Source organism: Cupriavidus sp. UME77 (genome assembly GCF_014170355.1).
Taxonomy (GTDB): Bacteria; Pseudomonadota; Gammaproteobacteria; order Burkholderiales; family Burkholderiaceae; genus Cupriavidus; species Cupriavidus basilensis.
This window is the reverse complement of record NZ_LZZU01000018.1, coordinates 366490-383261: the sequence shown is the minus strand read 5'-3', so window position 1 is coordinate 383261 and position 16772 is coordinate 366490. Positions and strand designations below refer to the sequence as shown.

The following is a 16772-nucleotide window of genomic DNA, read 5'->3' as shown; positions in this document are numbered from 1 at the left end:
GAACAGAAAAGCGACGCCACCCGCATCCAGGATGCTGCGCGGCGATGCTGGTTTAAATGATGACCAACATCTATTGAATAAATTATGACCATCATATAAAATCCGGTCAAGCAAAACTTCAGCAGGAGAGCCCGATATGGCGCGCGCATCACGAGAGCAGGCAGACAAGCACAGGGAAGCCATCGAGCAGGCCTCCTCCAAGCTATTCCGCGAGCGCGGCCTGAACGGCGTGAGCGTGGCCGAACTGATGGCCGGCGCCGGCCTCACGCACGGTGGTTTCTATGGGCACTTCTCGTCCAAGGACGCGCTGGCCGCGCTGGCGAGCAAGCGCGCCTTCGAGGAATCCGCGCAGCGCTGGTCGCGCCGCATCGAGCGCGCCAAAGGCGACAAGCAGGCGATGCGCACCAGCCTGGTGGAGTCTTACCTCACCACGGCGCATTGCACCGACCGCGGCGAAGGCTGCGCGGCGGTGGCCCTCGCTGGCGACATTGCCCGCGAGCCGGCGGACAAGCCGGTGCGCCGGGTCTACATCGACGGCCTCAAGGTCATGGTCGAGGACTGGATGAAGACGGTCGAGCACGCCGACCCGGCCGAGCGCCGCAAGCTGGCGCTGGGACAGCTGGCCACGCTGGTGGGTGCCATGACGCTGGCGCGTGCCACCGAGGGCGATGCCATCTCCGAAGACATCCTGGCCGCGGCGCGCGACATGCTGCTGGGCCAGAATCCGCAGTAACAACAAGGGCCAACGCCCCAAGACAAACCAAACGCCCCCCCCCCCCCGGAACCCGACCCATGTTCGCTCAAGCGCTTTCCAGCCGGCTCGACCGGCGCGGCATCCACTACGCGTGGCTGATCGCCGCCATCACCTTCTGCGTGATGCTGACCACCTCCGCCGCGCTCGGCCTGCCCGGCGCTTTCCTCAAGCCGCTGACGCGCGAGATGGGCTGGGACACGGATCAGATCTCGTCCATCCTCGCGTTTCGCTTTGCGCTGTTCGGCCTGATGGCCCCGTTCTCGGCGATCCTGATGGAGCGTTTCGGCGTGCGCAACGTGGTGTGGGCCGCGCTGGCGCTGATCGCCGGCGGCATGGCGCTGGCCACTGTTGCCACCGAGCTGTGGCAGTTGTTCATTGCCTGGGGCCTGATGCTCGGCGTTGGCTCCGGCCTGACCGCGCTGGTACTCGCGGCCGTGGTCGCCAGCCGCTGGTTCAGCGCGCGCCGCGGGCTGGTGATCGGCATCCTGACCGCCAGTTCGGCCACCGGCCAGCTGGCGTTCCTGCCCGTGGCAGCCTGGCTGATCGAGCATATGGGCTGGCGCATCGCGGTGGTGCCGGTGCTGGGCGCCTGCGCGGTGCTGGCCGTGCTGGTGTTCTGCTTCATGCGCAACCGTCCCGCCGATGTGGGCCTGGCAGCGTTCGGTGAGGTGCCGGTGCACGTGCAAGCCGCGCCGGCACCGACCAGCGCGCCCACGCCGCTGACCTTGCGCGGGCCTTTCGTGGTGCTGCGCGACGCCGCCCGCAACCAGACCTTCTGGATCCTGGCCGGCACCTTCTTCATCTGCGGGCTGAGCACCAACGGCCTGATCCAGACGCACTTCATCTCGCTGTGCGCGGACTTCGGCATGGCCGCCGTGCCAGCAGCCGGCGCGCTGGCGATGATGGGCGCGTTCGACTTTGTCGGCACCATCCTGTCGGGCTGGCTGTCGGACCGCTACGACTGCCGCAAGCTGCTGTTCTGGTACTACGGGCTGCGCGGGCTGTCGCTGTTCTGGCTGCCGCACTCCACGTTCACGCTGTATGGCTTGTCCATCTTCGCCATGTTCTACGGCCTGGACTGGATCGCCACGGTGCCACCCACGGTCAGGCTGGCAGGCTCGGTATTCGGCAAGGAGCGCGCGCCGATGGTGTTCGGCTGGATCTTTGCCGCCCACCAGGTCGGCGCCGCCACGGCCGCGTTCGGCGCGGGCCTTACCCGTACCTTGCTGCTGACCTACACGCCGGCGCTGTACGCCGCGGGCGCGGCGTGCGTGGTGGCTGCGCTGCTGGCGTTGATGGTCCGGCGCCCGAACACGCAGGCTAGCGGCGCGGCCCCGCAGACTGCCAAGGCCTGACGTCCGCGGCGCTCGCCGCGGCTGCGTTGCCCACGTCGCCATGACGAGGGCAACGCAGCACGCTTGATCCTCGCTCCTCGCAGTACTTCCCGCCCCACGCCTCGCTTCCTCTCCCTTCGTCGTGCTCTGCGGCCATTCCTGGCGCCGCGCTTTCCTCGCTTTTTTGTCCTCCAACCCGCCATACAGGCTGGGTCTGTGCCTCTGCGTGCCTGTCCCATCAAGAATACAAATGGGCGCATCAGCATTCTTTGCCTCCCTGTCACCCGCATGACAACCCCTTTTTTTACTCTGCCAACGCGTCACGGGGAGCGTGATTGGACGCGCCGCCGGAGCGGCGCGCCGCGTTGGATAACAGAAAAGAGGAACCGGATATGGCATGGAAACAGCGGGCACGCATGGCATGTGGCCTGGCCCTGGCGGGCACGGTAGCGGCATGCGGCGGCGGCAGCGACTCGTCGGCAGTGGTGGCACCCGATCAGAACAATGTGAGCGGCGCAGGCGTCGGCAGCAAGAAGAAGGTGCTGCTGGTCGGCGTGGACGGCGCCACCTATAGCCAGCTGCAGAGCGGCATCGCCCAGCGCACGTTGCCCAACCTGGCCACGCTGTCGATCACGCCGGCGTCGACCGGCGGCCGCCTCGGCACCACCACCGAGCAGGTTCCGCTTGCCGGCCCGAGCTGGGCCACGGTCCTCGCCGGCAACTGGGCGAACCGCCACGGCGTCAGCGACGACGTTGCCGTGGCCGCCGGCATGCGCACGCCGAGCCTGTTCCAGTACTTGCGTGCCAACGCCGGCTCGAGCCGGATGCGCCGCGGCGTCGCTTCCAGCACGCCCGTGCTGCCGGCACTGCTCAAGGCCGACGTGGCCGCGGGCAATCTCGATTCGATGCGCGACTGCACCGCTGACGACAACTGCGTCGCGCAAGAGGGCGTGAAGCTGGTGCAGTCCGGCTACGACGTGGTCTTCACCCAGTTCAGCGCACCCGGCCTGGCCGCAGCCGCCCAAGGCTTCCAGGGCGGCAGCTACGCTACCGCGCTGTCCGGCTTCGACCAGGCACTCGGCAAACTGCTGGCCGCCGTGCAGGCGAGCCGCCAGGCCAATGCCGATGAGGACTGGCTGGTAGCCGTGACCACCAGCCACGGCCTGGACGCGACGGGTTCCACCACCACGCTGCCGACGGTGCAAAACCGCACCACCTTCATCGCGCTCAACAAGCCCTTCAACACGGCGGTGGCCAGCAACCTGCCGGCCGCGCCCGCCAACGCGGACGCGCTGGCGGCACTGCCGACCGAGGCCGACCTGCTGCCCACCATGCTCGCGCACGTCGGCGTGGCCCTGAGCGCCGCCTCGTACCAGATCGACGGCTCGGCCCTGGCCGGCACCGCGGGCGTGCGGGCCTTGCGGTCCGTGGTGGGCAGCACCAACACCTCGATCGTGCTGTCATGGCAAAACCCCACCACCGCCAACGGCGACATGACCCTGCTGCGCGACGGCGTACAGATCGCCACGCTGCCCGCCGGCACGTCCACCTATGAGGACAAGACCATCACCGCGCCGGCCAGCGGCGTGTACCGCTTCAACTACACGCTGGTGCGCAACGGTGTGCCCACCGCGTTGCTGGCGCAGATCAACTACGTCAAGCCGGTCGTGCTGGCCGACACGCTGCGCAACAACCTGGCCGCTTACTACAGTTTCGAGACGCTGCCGGCAACCGACAGCAAGGGCACTACCACCATCGGCCCCTGGGTCCCCGGCACCGATGGCGGCTCGCTGAGCAGCGACAATTTCGGCGGCAAGGCGCTGAAGGTCGATTCGAGAATCGATGCCTATCGGCTCACGCAGAGCGGCGCCGATATCGCACTCGCCCCGCAATTCACCATCGGCTTCTGGTTCAGGTCCGACTGCACGCAGGGCAACGGCACCGGCGAGCCGATCCTGGCCAACAAGGACTGGACCTCCGGCAGCAACCCGGGCATCGCGATTGGCCTGTGGGGCAGCTGCTCGGTGAGCTTCAACATCGGCAGCGGCGGCAAGCGCGACGACATCACGGGCATGACGTTCAGCGCCAACCAGTGGACCTACCTGGCCTTGTCGATCAACGCCACGGCCAAGACCTTCAGCGCCTACCTCATCGACCCGGTGCTCGGGCTGCAAAAGACTGAAAACAAGGCCATCGCCAACACCGACGTGACCAAGCTCAACGGGCTCGCCACCAAAGCTTGGGGCCTCAATGACGATGCCACGCATGCCTATGTGCCGAACAACGGCGGTGCGCTCAAGGGCGTGATGGAGTTCAACGACCTGGCCATGTGGACGCGCCAGCTCAGCCTGGCCGAGCTGCAGACCATTGCCGGCTCGCACCAGCCTCTGTCCACGCTCAACCCCTGATACCTATTCCCCGAGAGCAAACGTGACCATGAAGCCTTCAATCTCCTTCTTCGCGCAGCCGGGCTGGCTGGCGGCACTGGTGCTGTGCGCCACGCTGACGGCTTGCGGCGGCGACTCCAATGACAAGCCCGCCGATCCGGCGCAGCCCGGGCAGCCGCCCGCAGCCACGCCGCAGTTGCGCTGCGCACCCTGACAAGCATTAGCGAACCGTCGCCAACAGTGGCGTGCGCCAGCGCGCGATAGCGCACCGGCGCCACGCCCTGCACCAACCGAACAGTCCGGCATAAAACAAAGATGAGCCTTCACAGCAGACGCAAATTCCTCAAGATGGCCGGCGGCAGCGCCGCCGCCACCGCGGCGCTGGCCGCCTTCCCGCCCTCGATCCGGCGCGCGCTGGCGATTCCCGCCAACAACGCCACCGGCACCATCCGCGATGTGGAGCACGTGGTGATCCTGATGCAGGAGAACCGCTCCTTCGACAATTACTTCGGCACCCTGCAGGGCGTGCGCGGCTTTGGCGATCGTTTCCCGATCCCGCTGGCGGGCGGCCTCAATGTCTGGCAGCAGGCCTACACCAACCGCATCGTGCAGCCGTACCACCTCGACAGCACGGCCGGCAATGCGCAGCGCGTCAGCGGCACGCCGCACAGCTACCCCGACGCCCAGAACGCCTGGGACCTGGGCCGCATGAACAAGTGGCCCACCTACAAGAACACCCAGTCGATGGGCTACTACACCCAGGCCGAGCTGGACTTCCAGTTCGCGCTCGCCAACGCCTTCACGCTGTGCGACGCCTACCACTGCGGCTTCCATGGCGGCACCAACACCAACCGCCTGTTCCACTGGACCGGCACCAACGACCCCACCGGCGCCAATGGCGGCCCGGTGATCGACAACAGCGGCGACTCCATGGGCGCTTCCACCGGCGGCTACCGCTGGACCACGTATCCGGAGCGCCTGCAGGCGGCGGGCGTGAGCTGGAAGCTGTACCAGAACATGCCGGACAACTTCACCGACAACCCGCTGGCTGGCTTCGTGCAGTACCGCAAGGCCAACGAGGCGCGGGGCAATGCGTCCAATGGCAGCCCCTACCCGGCCTATACCATCGCCGACGACGTCATCAACCCGCTCATCAAGGGCATCGGCAACACCATGCCGGACGGCGGCTTCCTGCAAGCGCTGAAGGACGACATCGCCGCGGGCAGCCTGCCGCAGGTGTCGTGGATCGTGGCGCCGGCGACCTACTCCGAGCACCCGGGGCCTTCCAGCCCGGTGCAAGGCGCCTGGTACACGCAGGAAGTGCTCAATGCGCTGACGGCCAACCCGGCCATCTGGAGCAAGACCGTGCTCCTGATCAACTTCGACGAGAACGACGGCTTCTTCGATCACGTGCCGCCGCCCTGCGCGCCCGCCTACGACGCCAACGGCGTGCTCGCCGGCAAGTCCACCGTCGCCACCGACGGTGAGTACCATACCGACATGCATCCCTACGGCCCTGGCCCCCGCGTGCCGATGTACGTGGTCTCACCGTGGAGCCGCGGTGGCTGGGTCAACTCGCAGGTATTCGACCACACCTCGGTGCTGCGTTTCCTGGAGGCACGCTTCGGTGTCGCCGAGACCAACATCAGCCCGTACCGCCGCGCCATCTGCGGCGACATGCTGTCGGCGTTCAACTTCGTCAGCCCGAACAGCGCGGCGCTGCCCAACATCCCCAACCGCACCAAAACCGATGCCGACAGCGTGCGCGCTGCGCAGGAAGCCAAACTTCAGGTAGCGTTGCCCACAGTAGCCGCCCAGGCCGCCAACCCGGCCACCCAGCCGGCGGGCACACGGCCCTCGCGCGCGCTGCCCTACGAGCTGCATGTGAGCGGGCGCGAAGATCCGGGCGCCAAAGCCATGTGGCTGCTGCTGAGCAACACCGGCACGGCCGCCGCCGTCTTCCACGTGTACGACCGCCTGCACCTGGACCGCGTGCCGCGCCGCTATGCGGTGGAGCCGGGCAAACAGGTCAATGACAGCTGGGACGTCTTCACCGCTGACAACGGCAAATACGACCTGTGGGTGCTGGGCCCGAACGGATTCCACCGCGCCTTCCAGGGCGACGTGAGCACCGTGGCCGCCGCGGGCGGCACCGCGCCGGAAATCCGGGTGTGCTACGACATCGCCAATGCCGCCGTCTACCTGACCATGATCAATACCGGCACCAAGGCCTGCACCTTCACCGTCACGCCCGCCGCCTACCGCGACGACGGCCCCTGGACCTTTGACATCCCGGCCGGCAAGCAGCTCGACCAGCATTGGCCGGTAGGGCTGCAGGGCAACTGGTACGACTTCGTCGTGACCACTACCCAGGGCAGCTTCCGGCGCCGCTTTGCCGGCCGCCTGGAAACGGGCGCCGACTCCATCTCCGACCCGGCCCAGGGCAAGCCCGCGCGGGCAGTGCCCTGAACGCAGCCCGGGCCGCACGCACAGGTCCGGGCTTGCCTGTTACCCCGGCTTCTTCGCCGCGCCGCCGCACCCGTGGCCGCGCGGCGAAGAACTGTCACAAATCGCCGCTAGACTGGCGCCCTTGCGCAATCCCCACGGAAATCCCCCATGCTCGGCGACCTGCTGACGACGTTCTATGAAGTGGCACGGCAGGGCAGCATCACCACCGCCGCCAAGCAACTGCGCGTAAGCCAGCCCACGGTCACGGGCCGCATCCGCCAGTTGGAAGAGAACTACGGCGTGGAGCTGTTCTACCGGCGCGCTGGCCGGGTCGACCTGAGCGACGTCGGCGTGGCCCTGATGCCGGTGGTGGAGCAGCTGATGCAGCACGAAGGCAGCGCGGATTTCCTGCTGCGCAATGCCGGCAACCTGCATCTCGGCCATCTGCGTATCGGCGCTACCGGGCCCTACTACATCCTGAAGAGCGTGGCCGCGTTTCGCGAACGCTATCCCGCCATCGAGATCAGCATCGATATCGGCAACTCGCAGCAGATGCTGGATGCGCTGATCGAATACCGCATCGACGTCGCCGTCTCCTCGCACGCCGTCGAGGACGATCGGCTGGCCCGCATCACGCTGGCCACCGACCCAATGGTGCTGGTAGTCAACCCTGCCCATCCGCTGGCGCGCGCGCCCAAGGTCAGCCTGGCGCAGCTGGCAACCTGCCACCTGCTGATCCGCGAGCACGGCTCGATGACGCGCAAGGCCACCGAGACCGCGCTGGACGACGCCGGCTTGCCGCTGCCGGCCTGCACCGTCATCGGCAGCCGCGAAGCCATCTACGAAGCCATTCGCCAGGGCCTTGGCGCAAGCGTGGTGCCGCTGGGGGAAGTGCCGCGCGACCCGGCGCTGTGTGTTGTGCCGTTTGCGAGCCAGCCGCCCGTGCTGCACGAATACCTCTATTGCCTGCAGGGCCGCACGCATACGCGGCTGATCGGAGCCTTCCTGGAATGCCTCGCGCCGCGCAAGGCGGCGTAGGCGGCGTAGGCGGCATCGGCAGCCCCGGCAAGCTCGGCAACTTCGCCAAAGGCGGCAAAAATCCCTGATAGCCGTATCGGGATTCTTGCGCCGCGCTTCATCCGTGGGTCATTGCCGGTGGGCATCCTTGCCGCTTTTCCGACCGGAGACGGCGCATGTCCTGCCTTGCCTTGTTTGACCTCGACCACACCTTGCTACCGCTGGATAGCGAATATGAATGGGCACGCTACCTGGTGGAGGCCGGCGCGGCGGATGCCGCCGAAGTCGAGGCCAACAACGCGCTGTGGCTGGCCGAGTACAGCGCCGGACGCCTGGACTTCCACCGCCACGCCGCCTTCGCCCTGGGCCTGCTGGCGCGTCATCCGCACGCACGGCTGGAGAGCTTGCGCAGCGCCTTCATGCGCGACGTGATCGTGCCGGCCATCCGCCCCGAGGCGCGCGCGCTGCTGGCCACGCACCAGGACGCCGGCGATCTTTGCTGCATCGTCACCGCCACCTGCCGCTTCGTCACCGAGCCGATCGCCGAGGCGCTAGGCGTGGCGCACCTGCTGGCGGTAGAGGCCGGGCGCGACGCATCGGGCAATTTCACGGGCGCGGTAGACGGCGTGCCGAGCTTCGGGGCAGGCAAGATCACACGTGTGGCACAGTGGCTGGAATCGCTCGGCATGGCGTGGGCGCAGTTCGAGCGCACCGTGTTCTACAGCGACTCGCGCAACGACATTCCGCTGCTCGAAGCCGTGAGCCACCCGGTGGCCACCAACCCGGACGCCGCGCTGAGCGCGCTGGCCAACTCGCGCGGCTGGCCCCTGCTGATGCTGTTTGCATCGGCCGAGCCAGCGCTGGCCACGGCCTGACACCCGTGACACCCGGCGCCAGTCATTGGGCTTTCACAAAACCGGGGGATGATGGCGGGCACGCTTTTGTAACCTGACCGGCCGCCAGCGCCTATATTGACGTTGACGCCCCGACAATCGACCATCGCATCGCCCCCCCAAGGAGCCGCCCTCGCCCATGGCGCAGCCACCCAACGCAGGCAGTTTTGCTGAAATGCAGCAACTGGAGAGCATCCTGGAAGCCGGCGCCAGCCGCCTGGATGCCCGCCGCGTTGGCGAGGTGCAGGCAGGGGGCCGGTGCTTTCCCTTGTACACCGCCAGCATCGGGTCGAACGATCCGCACGCGCCCGCCATCGGCTTTTTTGCCGGCATCCATGGCCTGGAGCGCATCGGCACGCATCTGCTGCTCGACTACATGCGCATGCTGCTGTGGCGCCTGGAGTGGGACGAACTGCTCGAGCGCCAATTGCAATCCGTGCGGCTGCTGTTCATGCCGATCGTCAACCCGGGCGGCATGTGGGCGGGCGCGCGCGCCAACCCCAACGGCGTGGACCTGATGCGCAACGCACCGCAGGACGCGATCGGCCGGGTGCCGCCGCTGGCTGGCGGCCAGCGCTTGGGGGCATGGCTGCCGTGGTACCGGGGCAAGCTCGGTGCGCCCATGGAGGTGGAAAGCACTGCCATGCTGCAAGTGGTGGAGCAACAGTTGCAGGGCCGGCCCTTGAGCTTCGCGCTGGATTGCCACTCGGGCTACGGCTGGGGCGACAGCATCTGGTTTCCCTACGCGCGCACCGCCGCGCCAATGCCGCACCTGCCCGAGATGTTTGCCCTCAAGACCATGTTCGAGCAGGCGCATCCCCACCACGGCTATGCCTTCGAGCCGCAGAGCCGCCAATACCTGCTGCACGGGGACCTGTGGGACTGGGCCTACGACCACACGCCGCCCGGCAACATCTTCCTGCCGATGACGCTGGAGCTGGGTTCCTGGCTGTGGATCAAGAAGAATCCCCGCCAGTTGTTCTCGCGCCAGGGATTCTTCAACCCGGTCAAGGCGCACCGCACCGCGCGCGTGCTGCGCCGGCATGCCAACCTGCTGGACTTCCTGGCCCGCGTGGCCTACGCGCCCGAGCGCTGGCTGCCACGCGGGCAACGCCGCCAGGAATTGCTCGACCGCGCCAACGCGCAGTGGCCCTGGGGGCCGCCCGGATGAGCGACTGGATATTGCTGCGCGGCCTGACACGCGAAACCCGCCACTGGGGCGTCCTGCCGGGCGTGCTGCAAACCCACGCCGGCATCGGGCCAGTCACCATGCTGGACCTGCCTGGCAATGGCGTTGAGGCGGCCTGGCGCGCGCCAGGCAACGTAGCTGCCATGGTGGCGTTCCTGCGCGAGCGTGCCGACAGGCAGGGGCTGGCGCGGCCATACCGGCTGCTGGCGATGTCGCTGGGCGCCATGGTGGCAGCGCAGTGGGCGCGGCAGCACCCGGAGGAGATCGGCGCGCTGGTGCTGGTCAACACCAGCATGCGGCCCTTTTGCAGCGTGGCCGAGCGGCTGCCGCCGCGCAACTGGCCGGCACTGCTGGGCATGGCGCTGCGCTGGCACAACGCCCCTTACTGCGAGCGCATCATCTACCGGCTGACCTGCAACGCGAGCGCGGCCTTCGCGAAGGATGTGGCGCAATGGTGCGCGATTCGCAGCAGCGCACCGGTAAGCCGGGCCAATGCCCTGCGCCAGCTATGGGCCGCGGCACGTTATCACGCGCCGGATGCGCCGCCGGCCTGCCCGACGCTGGTACTGTCGTCGGCGGCGGATCATCTGGTCGACCCGGTGTGCTCTGCGCGCCTGGCCGCAGCATGGGGCGCGCAGCACCGCCGCCATCCCTGGGCGGGGCACGATTTGCCGCATGACGATCCGGCCTGGCTGGCCGCCACGGTGGCGCAGTGGCTGGCGGTAGCCGGCGCCAGCCATCGGTGAAGCCATGCCTTCACGCCTTCATGGATGCGCGGAGTTCACACCCGCGCGGCAGCGGCACGCCATATGCGTAGGGTGCTCCTGCAGCAGCCTGCGCACCACACCGTTGGTCCAGCCAAAGCCATCCTGCAGCGGATACTCGCCGCCCCCGCCGCCCACGGCGCCGTCCTCCGTGAGCTGCAGGGCGTATTTCTCCACCAGCTTGTACTCACGCTGGTAAAGGCTAGCCACGGTCACCAGCCAGCGATGGGCGATCTCGTGCGCAAGCGCCGCTTGCCCGGAACACGCAAACCCGCCAATCGCCAGCCATTGCAGCGGCGCCCAGCCGTTGGGCAGGTCCCACTGCTGGCCGCTGACGTGCTCCGTGGTGGCAATGCCGCCGGGCTGCAGCAGCCTCGCGGCCACGGTTTGCGCCACCCGCGCCGCCTGCGCGGGTGTTGCCGCGCCGACGTAGAGCGGCACCACGGTCGCCGCCGTCAGGTTGGCGCGGGCGTGGTGGCGTTGCCAGTCGAAATCGAAGTAGGCGCCCTCGGCCTCGCGCCACATGAGCCGGTCGACGGCCTCCCGGCGGGCCTGCGCGCGCTGCGCGAAGACCGGTGCGTCGGCATCGCCGGCGGCCTGGGCCAGTTCGGCGAGCTTGTGCTCCAGCTTGAACAGCAGGCAATTGAGATCCACCGGCAGGATCGCCGTGGTGCGAACGGACTCCAGCCCGCCGCCGGGTTCCTGCCAGCGCGAGCTGAAATCCCAGCCCGATTCGGCCGCGGCGCGCAGGTCGCGAAATACCTCGGCGGCCGGCCGCGCCGCCAATGCGGCCGTGCGGATATCTTCGATATAGGCTTCCTCGCGCGGGGTGTCGCGCTCGTCCCAGTAGCGGTTCAGCAGGCTGCCGTCGGCCAGCCTGACCACCCGCCGGCATACCTGCCCCGGCGCAAGGCAGTCGGCGCCCCGCATCCAGAAGGCGTACTCCTTGCGCAACTGTGGCAGGAAACCCAGCTCGGGCTGCACGCCGTGGTCCTCGAACAGCTCCACCATCAGCGCGAACACCGGCGGCTGCGAACGGCTCAGGTAGTAGCTGCGGGTACCGTTGGGAATCACGCCATAGGTGTCGAGCAGGTAGGAGAAGTTGTCCGCCATGCCGCGCAGCAAGCCGCCCTGCCCGCTGGCGGCCAGGCCCAGCATGGTGAAGTACGAATCCCAGTAGTACAGCTCGGAGAAACGCCCGCCCGGCACCACGTAGGCATGCGGCAGCGGCAACAGCGAGCATTGCGGCGGGTGCTGCGCGGGATGCCGGGTCAGCACCGCCCACAGCCCGTCGATATGGTCGGCCAGCGGCTGGTTGGGGTCGGACTCGTAGCAGCTGCGCGGCACCTCGGGCAGCACGAAATGCGCGTGCACAAAGGCGGCAAGGTCGAAGCCGGCAGCGCCGGCGCAAGCGCGGTAGGCTGCCAGGATGGTGGCCGGGTCCTGCCGAGGCATGGCGTCGGTGAAGGTCTTGCTGTCGGGAAAAATGCGCCCCATCTGCACCGCCACGAACAACTCCTGGTAGCGGTCGGCGGGCGTGAGCGGATCGGCGTGCGCGCAGCCTGCCAGGCGGTGCGGGGCGAGTGTCTGGCCACCGGTGGGGTCGCCCACCTCGCGCACATGATGCTGGCCGGCCGGCTGGCCACCTTCGACGGTGATGCGTGGTGCCACGGCCACTCCCGGTGTTTACCCGTGCGGCAGCTCGGAAGGCTGCCGACAAGCAATGAGAGTGGCTGGCGGGCGGGCGAGTTCCACCGCCGCGCAAAGGCGCTGCGTGCGGCCCGGGCCGCGCACAAGCGCACAGATCACGACACACGCGCATGATGCATCGCATGCATCGCATGCGCCGGATGCGCCGGATGTGCCTCTTAGCGTTCCGGTGTCTGCGTCGTCACCAGCCGCGGCCCGACCACGGCGTGGGCGCGGCGGAAATGCTCGAGCGGCTGCGGGCGCCCGAGCAGGAATCCCTGCGCTTCGTCGCAGCCCTCGGCCTGCAGCAGGCTGAGCTGCTCGTCGGTCTCCACGCCTTCGGCCAGCACAGGGATCGCCAGGCTCTGGCCCAGCGCCAGAATGGCGCGGATGATGGCCTTGGCCTGCTGGCTGTCGGAAATTTCCGCGATAAAGGTGCGGTCCAGCTTGATCTTGTCGAACGGGAAGGAGCGCAAGGTGTCCAGCGACGAGTAGCCCGTGCCGAAATCGTCGATGGCAATGGTCACGCCCAGCGCCTTGATGCGGCGCAAGATGTCCAGCGCCCGTTCCTTGTCGCCGATGATGGTCGACTCGGTGATTTCGAGTTCCAGCCGTCCCGCCGCCAGCCCGGTCTCCTCAAGCACTTGCGCCACCAGCGTGACCAGGTTGCCGTGGGTGATCTGCACCGGCGACAGGTTGACCGAGATCTTGCGCGGGAATGTCCACTGCGCGGCTTCCCGGCATGCGGTGCGCAGCACCCACTCGCCGATCGGCAGGATGGCGCCGCATTCTTCAGCCAGGGGGATGAAGCTGTCGGGCGGGATGAGCCCGCGCTCGGGATGACGCCAGCGCAACAGCACCTCGCAGCCGATGGCCTCACCGCTGGCAATCGCGGTCTGCACCTGGTAGTCCAGCACGAACTGGTTGGCGGCAATGGCGGTCCACAGCTCGCCGGCCAGCGCGCGCCGCTCGCGCTCAGCCTCGTCCATCTGGCTTTCGTAGAAGCAGATCGATTCGGACAAACTGCCCTTGGCGCGGTACATCGCCAGGTCGGTATTGCTGACGAGCTGGTCGCGATGGGTGCCGTCGCCGGGATAGATCGCAATCCCGATGCTCGCGCCCGTGGTCAGGTCAAAACCCTCGAGCCGCACCGGCTCGCTCAGGCAGGTCACCAGGCGCGCGCTGAAGTCGCTCAGCTCGGCCTGCCGCTCGAAACGCTTCACGGCAATGAACTCATCGCCGCCGATGCGAGCGATGAACTCGCCCGGCTCCAGCTGGCTGGCGATGCGCTGGGACACCGCGCGCAGCACGGTGTCGCCGGCCGCATGCCCGTGCAGGTCGTTGATTTCCTTGAAGCGATCCAGGTCGATGCCAAGCGTTGCCACCCGGCTGCCCTGCTTTTGCGCACGCAGCAGTTCTTCGTCCAGGTAGTCGTTGAAATAGCTGCGGTTGGGCAGCCCGGTGAGCCCGTCGTGGCGCGCCATATACTGGATCTTGGCTTCGATGCGGCGCTGCTCGGTCACGTCCTCGCAGGTGGTCACCCACGAGCCGTCAGCCATGGCGCTGTGCGACAGCGCAATGGCGCGCCCGTCGGGCAACGCTTCCACGCTGCGCCATTGCTGGTGGCGGCGCAGGATCTCGCGGTGCCGCTCGCAAAGCGCCTGCGCGTATTGCTCCGCGCGGTCGTCGGACTGGCCGGCCTCGGCCCGCATATCGCCGCCAAGGCGGCTGGCGAGCACCCCTGGTGCCGCGATTTCGCTCTCGCGCACGCCGGCCATGGTACGGCACAGGGCGAGAAAATCCGCGCCTGGCACCAGCGCCGCGCCCGCGCCGCGGAAGATGTCTTCCATGCGGCGATTGGTCAGGATGATCGTGCCATGCGGATCGAACAGGCACAGCCCCTGCGACATGTTCTCCAATGCCAGGTCCAGCGTGCGTGTCACCTCCGCAATGCGCTCGGCGTCGGCCTTTTGCTGCGTCATGTCGCGCGTGACCTTGGCATAGCCAAGCTGCTTGCCCTTGCGATCGAAGATCGGCGTGATCAGCACGTGGGCCCAGAAGCGGGAACCATCCTTGCGCAAGCGCCAGCAGCCTTCCACCGCGAAGCGGCCTGCCTCGCGCGCTTGCCGCAACGCCTGCTCGGGCAGCCCCGCGGCGCGATCCTCCTGCGTGTAAAAGCACGAGAAATGCGCGCCCAGGATTTCATCCCGCGTGTATCCCTTGGCCCGCTGCGCGCCGGGGTTCCAACTGCTCACGATGCCAGCGGGATCCAGCGCGTAGATCGCGTAATCGGTCACGCCAAGTACAAGCGTGCGAAAAAGTTCGGTCTCTCCGGGAGGGCCTTGGATGTGCGGCATGTAGGGTGCGGGTGTAGGGTCGATGCCATCTCGTGCAGCGCTTGTCCCGACGAAGGGACAAGCCGCGTGCAAACGACAATCGACGGAACCGGCGCAGCCTGTGTGCCGGGACGTCGATTGGTATAACGGCAATGCGGGCGCGAAGTTTACCCTTGCGCCGGCAAAGCGCAACCCTGCGCGTCGCAAGCCGGGCCGCCGGCGCCATCCTGGCTGCCCGCCTCGATGCGTCCGCCCTGCTGCGCAACCGCCCGCGCCAGGCTCTGCTGCCACGCACCCGCGTCGCCAAGGAACGGGCCCACGTCCAGCACTGCAAATTGATCGGTGCCGTTTTGCAGCGCAAACGTGGGGAAGCCATGCCCGCCGAGACGGTTCAGCAGCATGCGGCTGGCGGCCATATGTGCCTGCGTCTTGTCACCGCCAAGGTCCAGGCAAAGGCCGGCAAAGCGCTGCGGGTCCAGTCCGGCCTGCCCGGCAAGATCCGCCAGCACCTGCGCATCGGCAATGCGCAGCCCGTCCACATAGTGCGCATGCTGCAGGCGCGCCAGCAGCTCGGCGGCGGCCTCGACGCCGCCCAGCGCCTGCGCGGCCAGGATCGCGGTGGTGGGCGGCGCGGAGTCCATCATCGCGCTCTCGTCGCGCAGCAAGCCTTCGAAATAGCGCTCGCCGAACGGCTGGCCGGTGAGCGCGGCGATGCGGCGATCGTGCGGCATCACGTAGTCGCGCCATTGCGCCGTGATGCGGCGGCGATTGGCGCCCGTGAGCATGCCGCCGCCGTGCAGCGCCAGCGCGAGGCCAGGCACGGCGCGCGCGGCGCGCACCAGCGGCGCGGCGCCGTAGCACCAGCCACACAGCGGGTCGTAGATGTAATGCAGGGTGAGACCGGACATGATCAATGCTTCCTGAGAGTTGATGCTGGCGTTATGCGCATCACGAAACGCGAAACGCGGCTTGGCGCCCAGCCGTTATTTTGCAGGCCACTGCATTTCGCCCTTGATGACCTTGGCGCTCAGATCGAGCGAGTCCAGGCCGCCCAGCTGCGGATAGTGCTTTTGCATCGCCGCGCTCAGCGCCTTGGCATCGGGCGCGCGCGCCGCCTCTTGCTCAAACGTGCGCAGGTAATCCCGCGTGAAGCGCACCGACGCCAGCGTCTGCGGGGCATCGTCCAGATAGTGCCCGGGCACGACCCGCGCTGGCTTTTTCGCCGCGATGCGATCGAGCATGGCAATCCAGTGCTGGCGCGAGGCTGGTGTTTGCGTATCGGCCACCCAGACGTGGCTCTTGCCAAAGACCACCACGCCGCCGGCTACGGTCTTGAGCGACGGAATCCACACCACCGTGCGCTCCGGCGCCGGGCCGTCCAGGCCCAGCACTTCCAGCTTGCTGCCCTCTAGCTCGATGGCATTGCCGGCCAGCGGCTCGGGCAGCACCAGCGCCTTGGGTGCATTGTCCTTCAGGATCGGGGCCCAGTAAGCCAGCTTGCCTGACATGGATGCCTGGATGGCCGCCACCGTTTGCGGCGTGGCGACGATCCTGGCCGCCGGGAACGCGGCCTTGAGCACGTCCAGCCCGAAGTAGAAGTCCGGATCGCTGTGGCTGATGTAGATGGTGGTGAGGTTCTTGCCGCTGGCGCGGATGCGCGCAACCAGCGCCTCGGCGTCGTTGCGCTGGAACTGCGCGTCGATCAGCACCGCGTCGTGCGCGCCAGTGACGAGTTCGGACGAGACCGGGAAAATGCTCTTGGTGCCGGGGTTGTAGACCTCCAGCTTGAGCGCGGCTGCGGCCGCTGCGGGCGTGCTGGCGACGATGCCCAGGCACAAGGCGGTGGCGAGGCCGCGCAGGAATCGGTTCAGGGTCAGGCTGGAGCGCATCGGGAGTCTCACATGGCTGGGGATCAAGGAAGCCGCCAGCTTAATTTGCACAGACCGGCACAAAAACCCCAT

General features: G+C 67.8%; 13 protein-coding genes. 9 read left to right on the top strand and 4 right to left on the bottom strand.

Going from position 1 to position 16772, the window contains the following annotated elements; translation table 11 throughout:
- Positions 1 to 136: 136 nt before the first annotated feature.
- The 9 genes from A9975_RS09220 to A9975_RS09180 all read left to right on the top strand — a co-directional run bounded on the left by A9975_RS09220 (position 137) and on the right by A9975_RS09180 (position 10768).
- Entirely contained in the window at positions 137 to 733 is a 597-nt protein-coding gene (locus A9975_RS09220; RefSeq protein WP_183032317.1) for a TetR/AcrR family transcriptional regulator, read from the top strand.
- Positions 734 to 792: 59 nt separating this feature from the next.
- Positions 793 to 2109: an MFS transporter gene (locus A9975_RS09215; RefSeq protein ID WP_183032316.1), complete on the top strand. Its 1317-nt coding sequence runs from the start codon at positions 793 to 795 to the stop codon at positions 2107 to 2109.
- 371 nt (positions 2110 to 2480) lie between these two features.
- Complete coding sequence (locus tag A9975_RS09210; protein ID WP_370564217.1) at positions 2481 to 4496, top strand: hypothetical protein; 2016 nt, start codon at positions 2481 to 2483, stop codon at positions 4494 to 4496.
- Between the two features lie 28 nt (positions 4497 to 4524).
- Positions 4525 to 4689 (top strand): hypothetical protein, encoded by a 165-nt coding sequence (locus A9975_RS09205; protein WP_183032315.1) that lies wholly within the window; start codon positions 4525 to 4527, stop codon positions 4687 to 4689.
- 101 nt (positions 4690 to 4790) lie between these two features.
- Positions 4791 to 6944, top strand: coding sequence for a phosphocholine-specific phospholipase C (locus A9975_RS09200; RefSeq protein ID WP_183032314.1), 2154 nt, complete (start codon positions 4791 to 4793; stop codon positions 6942 to 6944).
- Positions 6945 to 7091: 147 nt separating this feature from the next.
- Positions 7092 to 7961, top strand: a complete 870-nt coding sequence (locus A9975_RS09195) for a LysR substrate-binding domain-containing protein (RefSeq protein ID WP_183032313.1) — start codon at positions 7092 to 7094, stop codon at positions 7959 to 7961.
- A 155-nt stretch (positions 7962 to 8116) separates the two neighbouring features.
- A complete protein-coding gene (locus A9975_RS09190) occupies positions 8117 to 8815 on the top strand; it encodes an HAD family phosphatase (protein WP_183032312.1) in 699 nt (232 codons plus the stop codon).
- A 157-nt stretch (positions 8816 to 8972) separates the two neighbouring features.
- Positions 8973 to 10004, top strand: a complete 1032-nt coding sequence (locus tag A9975_RS09185) for a M14 family zinc carboxypeptidase (protein ID WP_183032311.1) — start codon at positions 8973 to 8975, stop codon at positions 10002 to 10004.
- Entirely contained in the window at positions 10001 to 10768 is a 768-nt protein-coding gene (locus A9975_RS09180) for an alpha/beta fold hydrolase (RefSeq protein ID WP_183032310.1), read from the top strand. The genes A9975_RS09185 and A9975_RS09180 overlap by 4 nt, the downstream gene beginning before the upstream one ends.
- Before the next feature lie 18 nt (positions 10769 to 10786).
- Here the strand turns inward: A9975_RS09180 and treF are convergent, their stop codons facing one another.
- From treF to A9975_RS09160, 4 genes are all read right to left on the bottom strand, one after another.
- A complete protein-coding gene (gene treF, locus A9975_RS09175; RefSeq protein ID WP_370564213.1) occupies positions 10787 to 12457 on the bottom strand; it encodes an alpha,alpha-trehalase TreF in 1671 nt (556 codons plus the stop codon).
- A gap of 197 nt (positions 12458 to 12654) precedes the next feature.
- Complete coding sequence (locus tag A9975_RS09170) at positions 12655 to 14772, bottom strand: EAL domain-containing protein (RefSeq protein ID WP_370564211.1); 2118 nt, start codon at positions 14770 to 14772, stop codon at positions 12655 to 12657.
- A 206-nt stretch (positions 14773 to 14978) separates the two neighbouring features.
- Positions 14979 to 15719, bottom strand: a complete 741-nt coding sequence (locus tag A9975_RS09165; RefSeq protein ID WP_183032308.1) for a DsbA family protein — start codon at positions 15717 to 15719, stop codon at positions 14979 to 14981.
- Between the two features lie 75 nt (positions 15720 to 15794).
- Positions 15795 to 16700 (bottom strand): MBL fold metallo-hydrolase, encoded by a 906-nt coding sequence (locus A9975_RS09160; RefSeq protein WP_183032307.1) that lies wholly within the window; start codon positions 16698 to 16700, stop codon positions 15795 to 15797.
- Between the last annotated feature and the right edge of the window lie 72 nt (positions 16701 to 16772).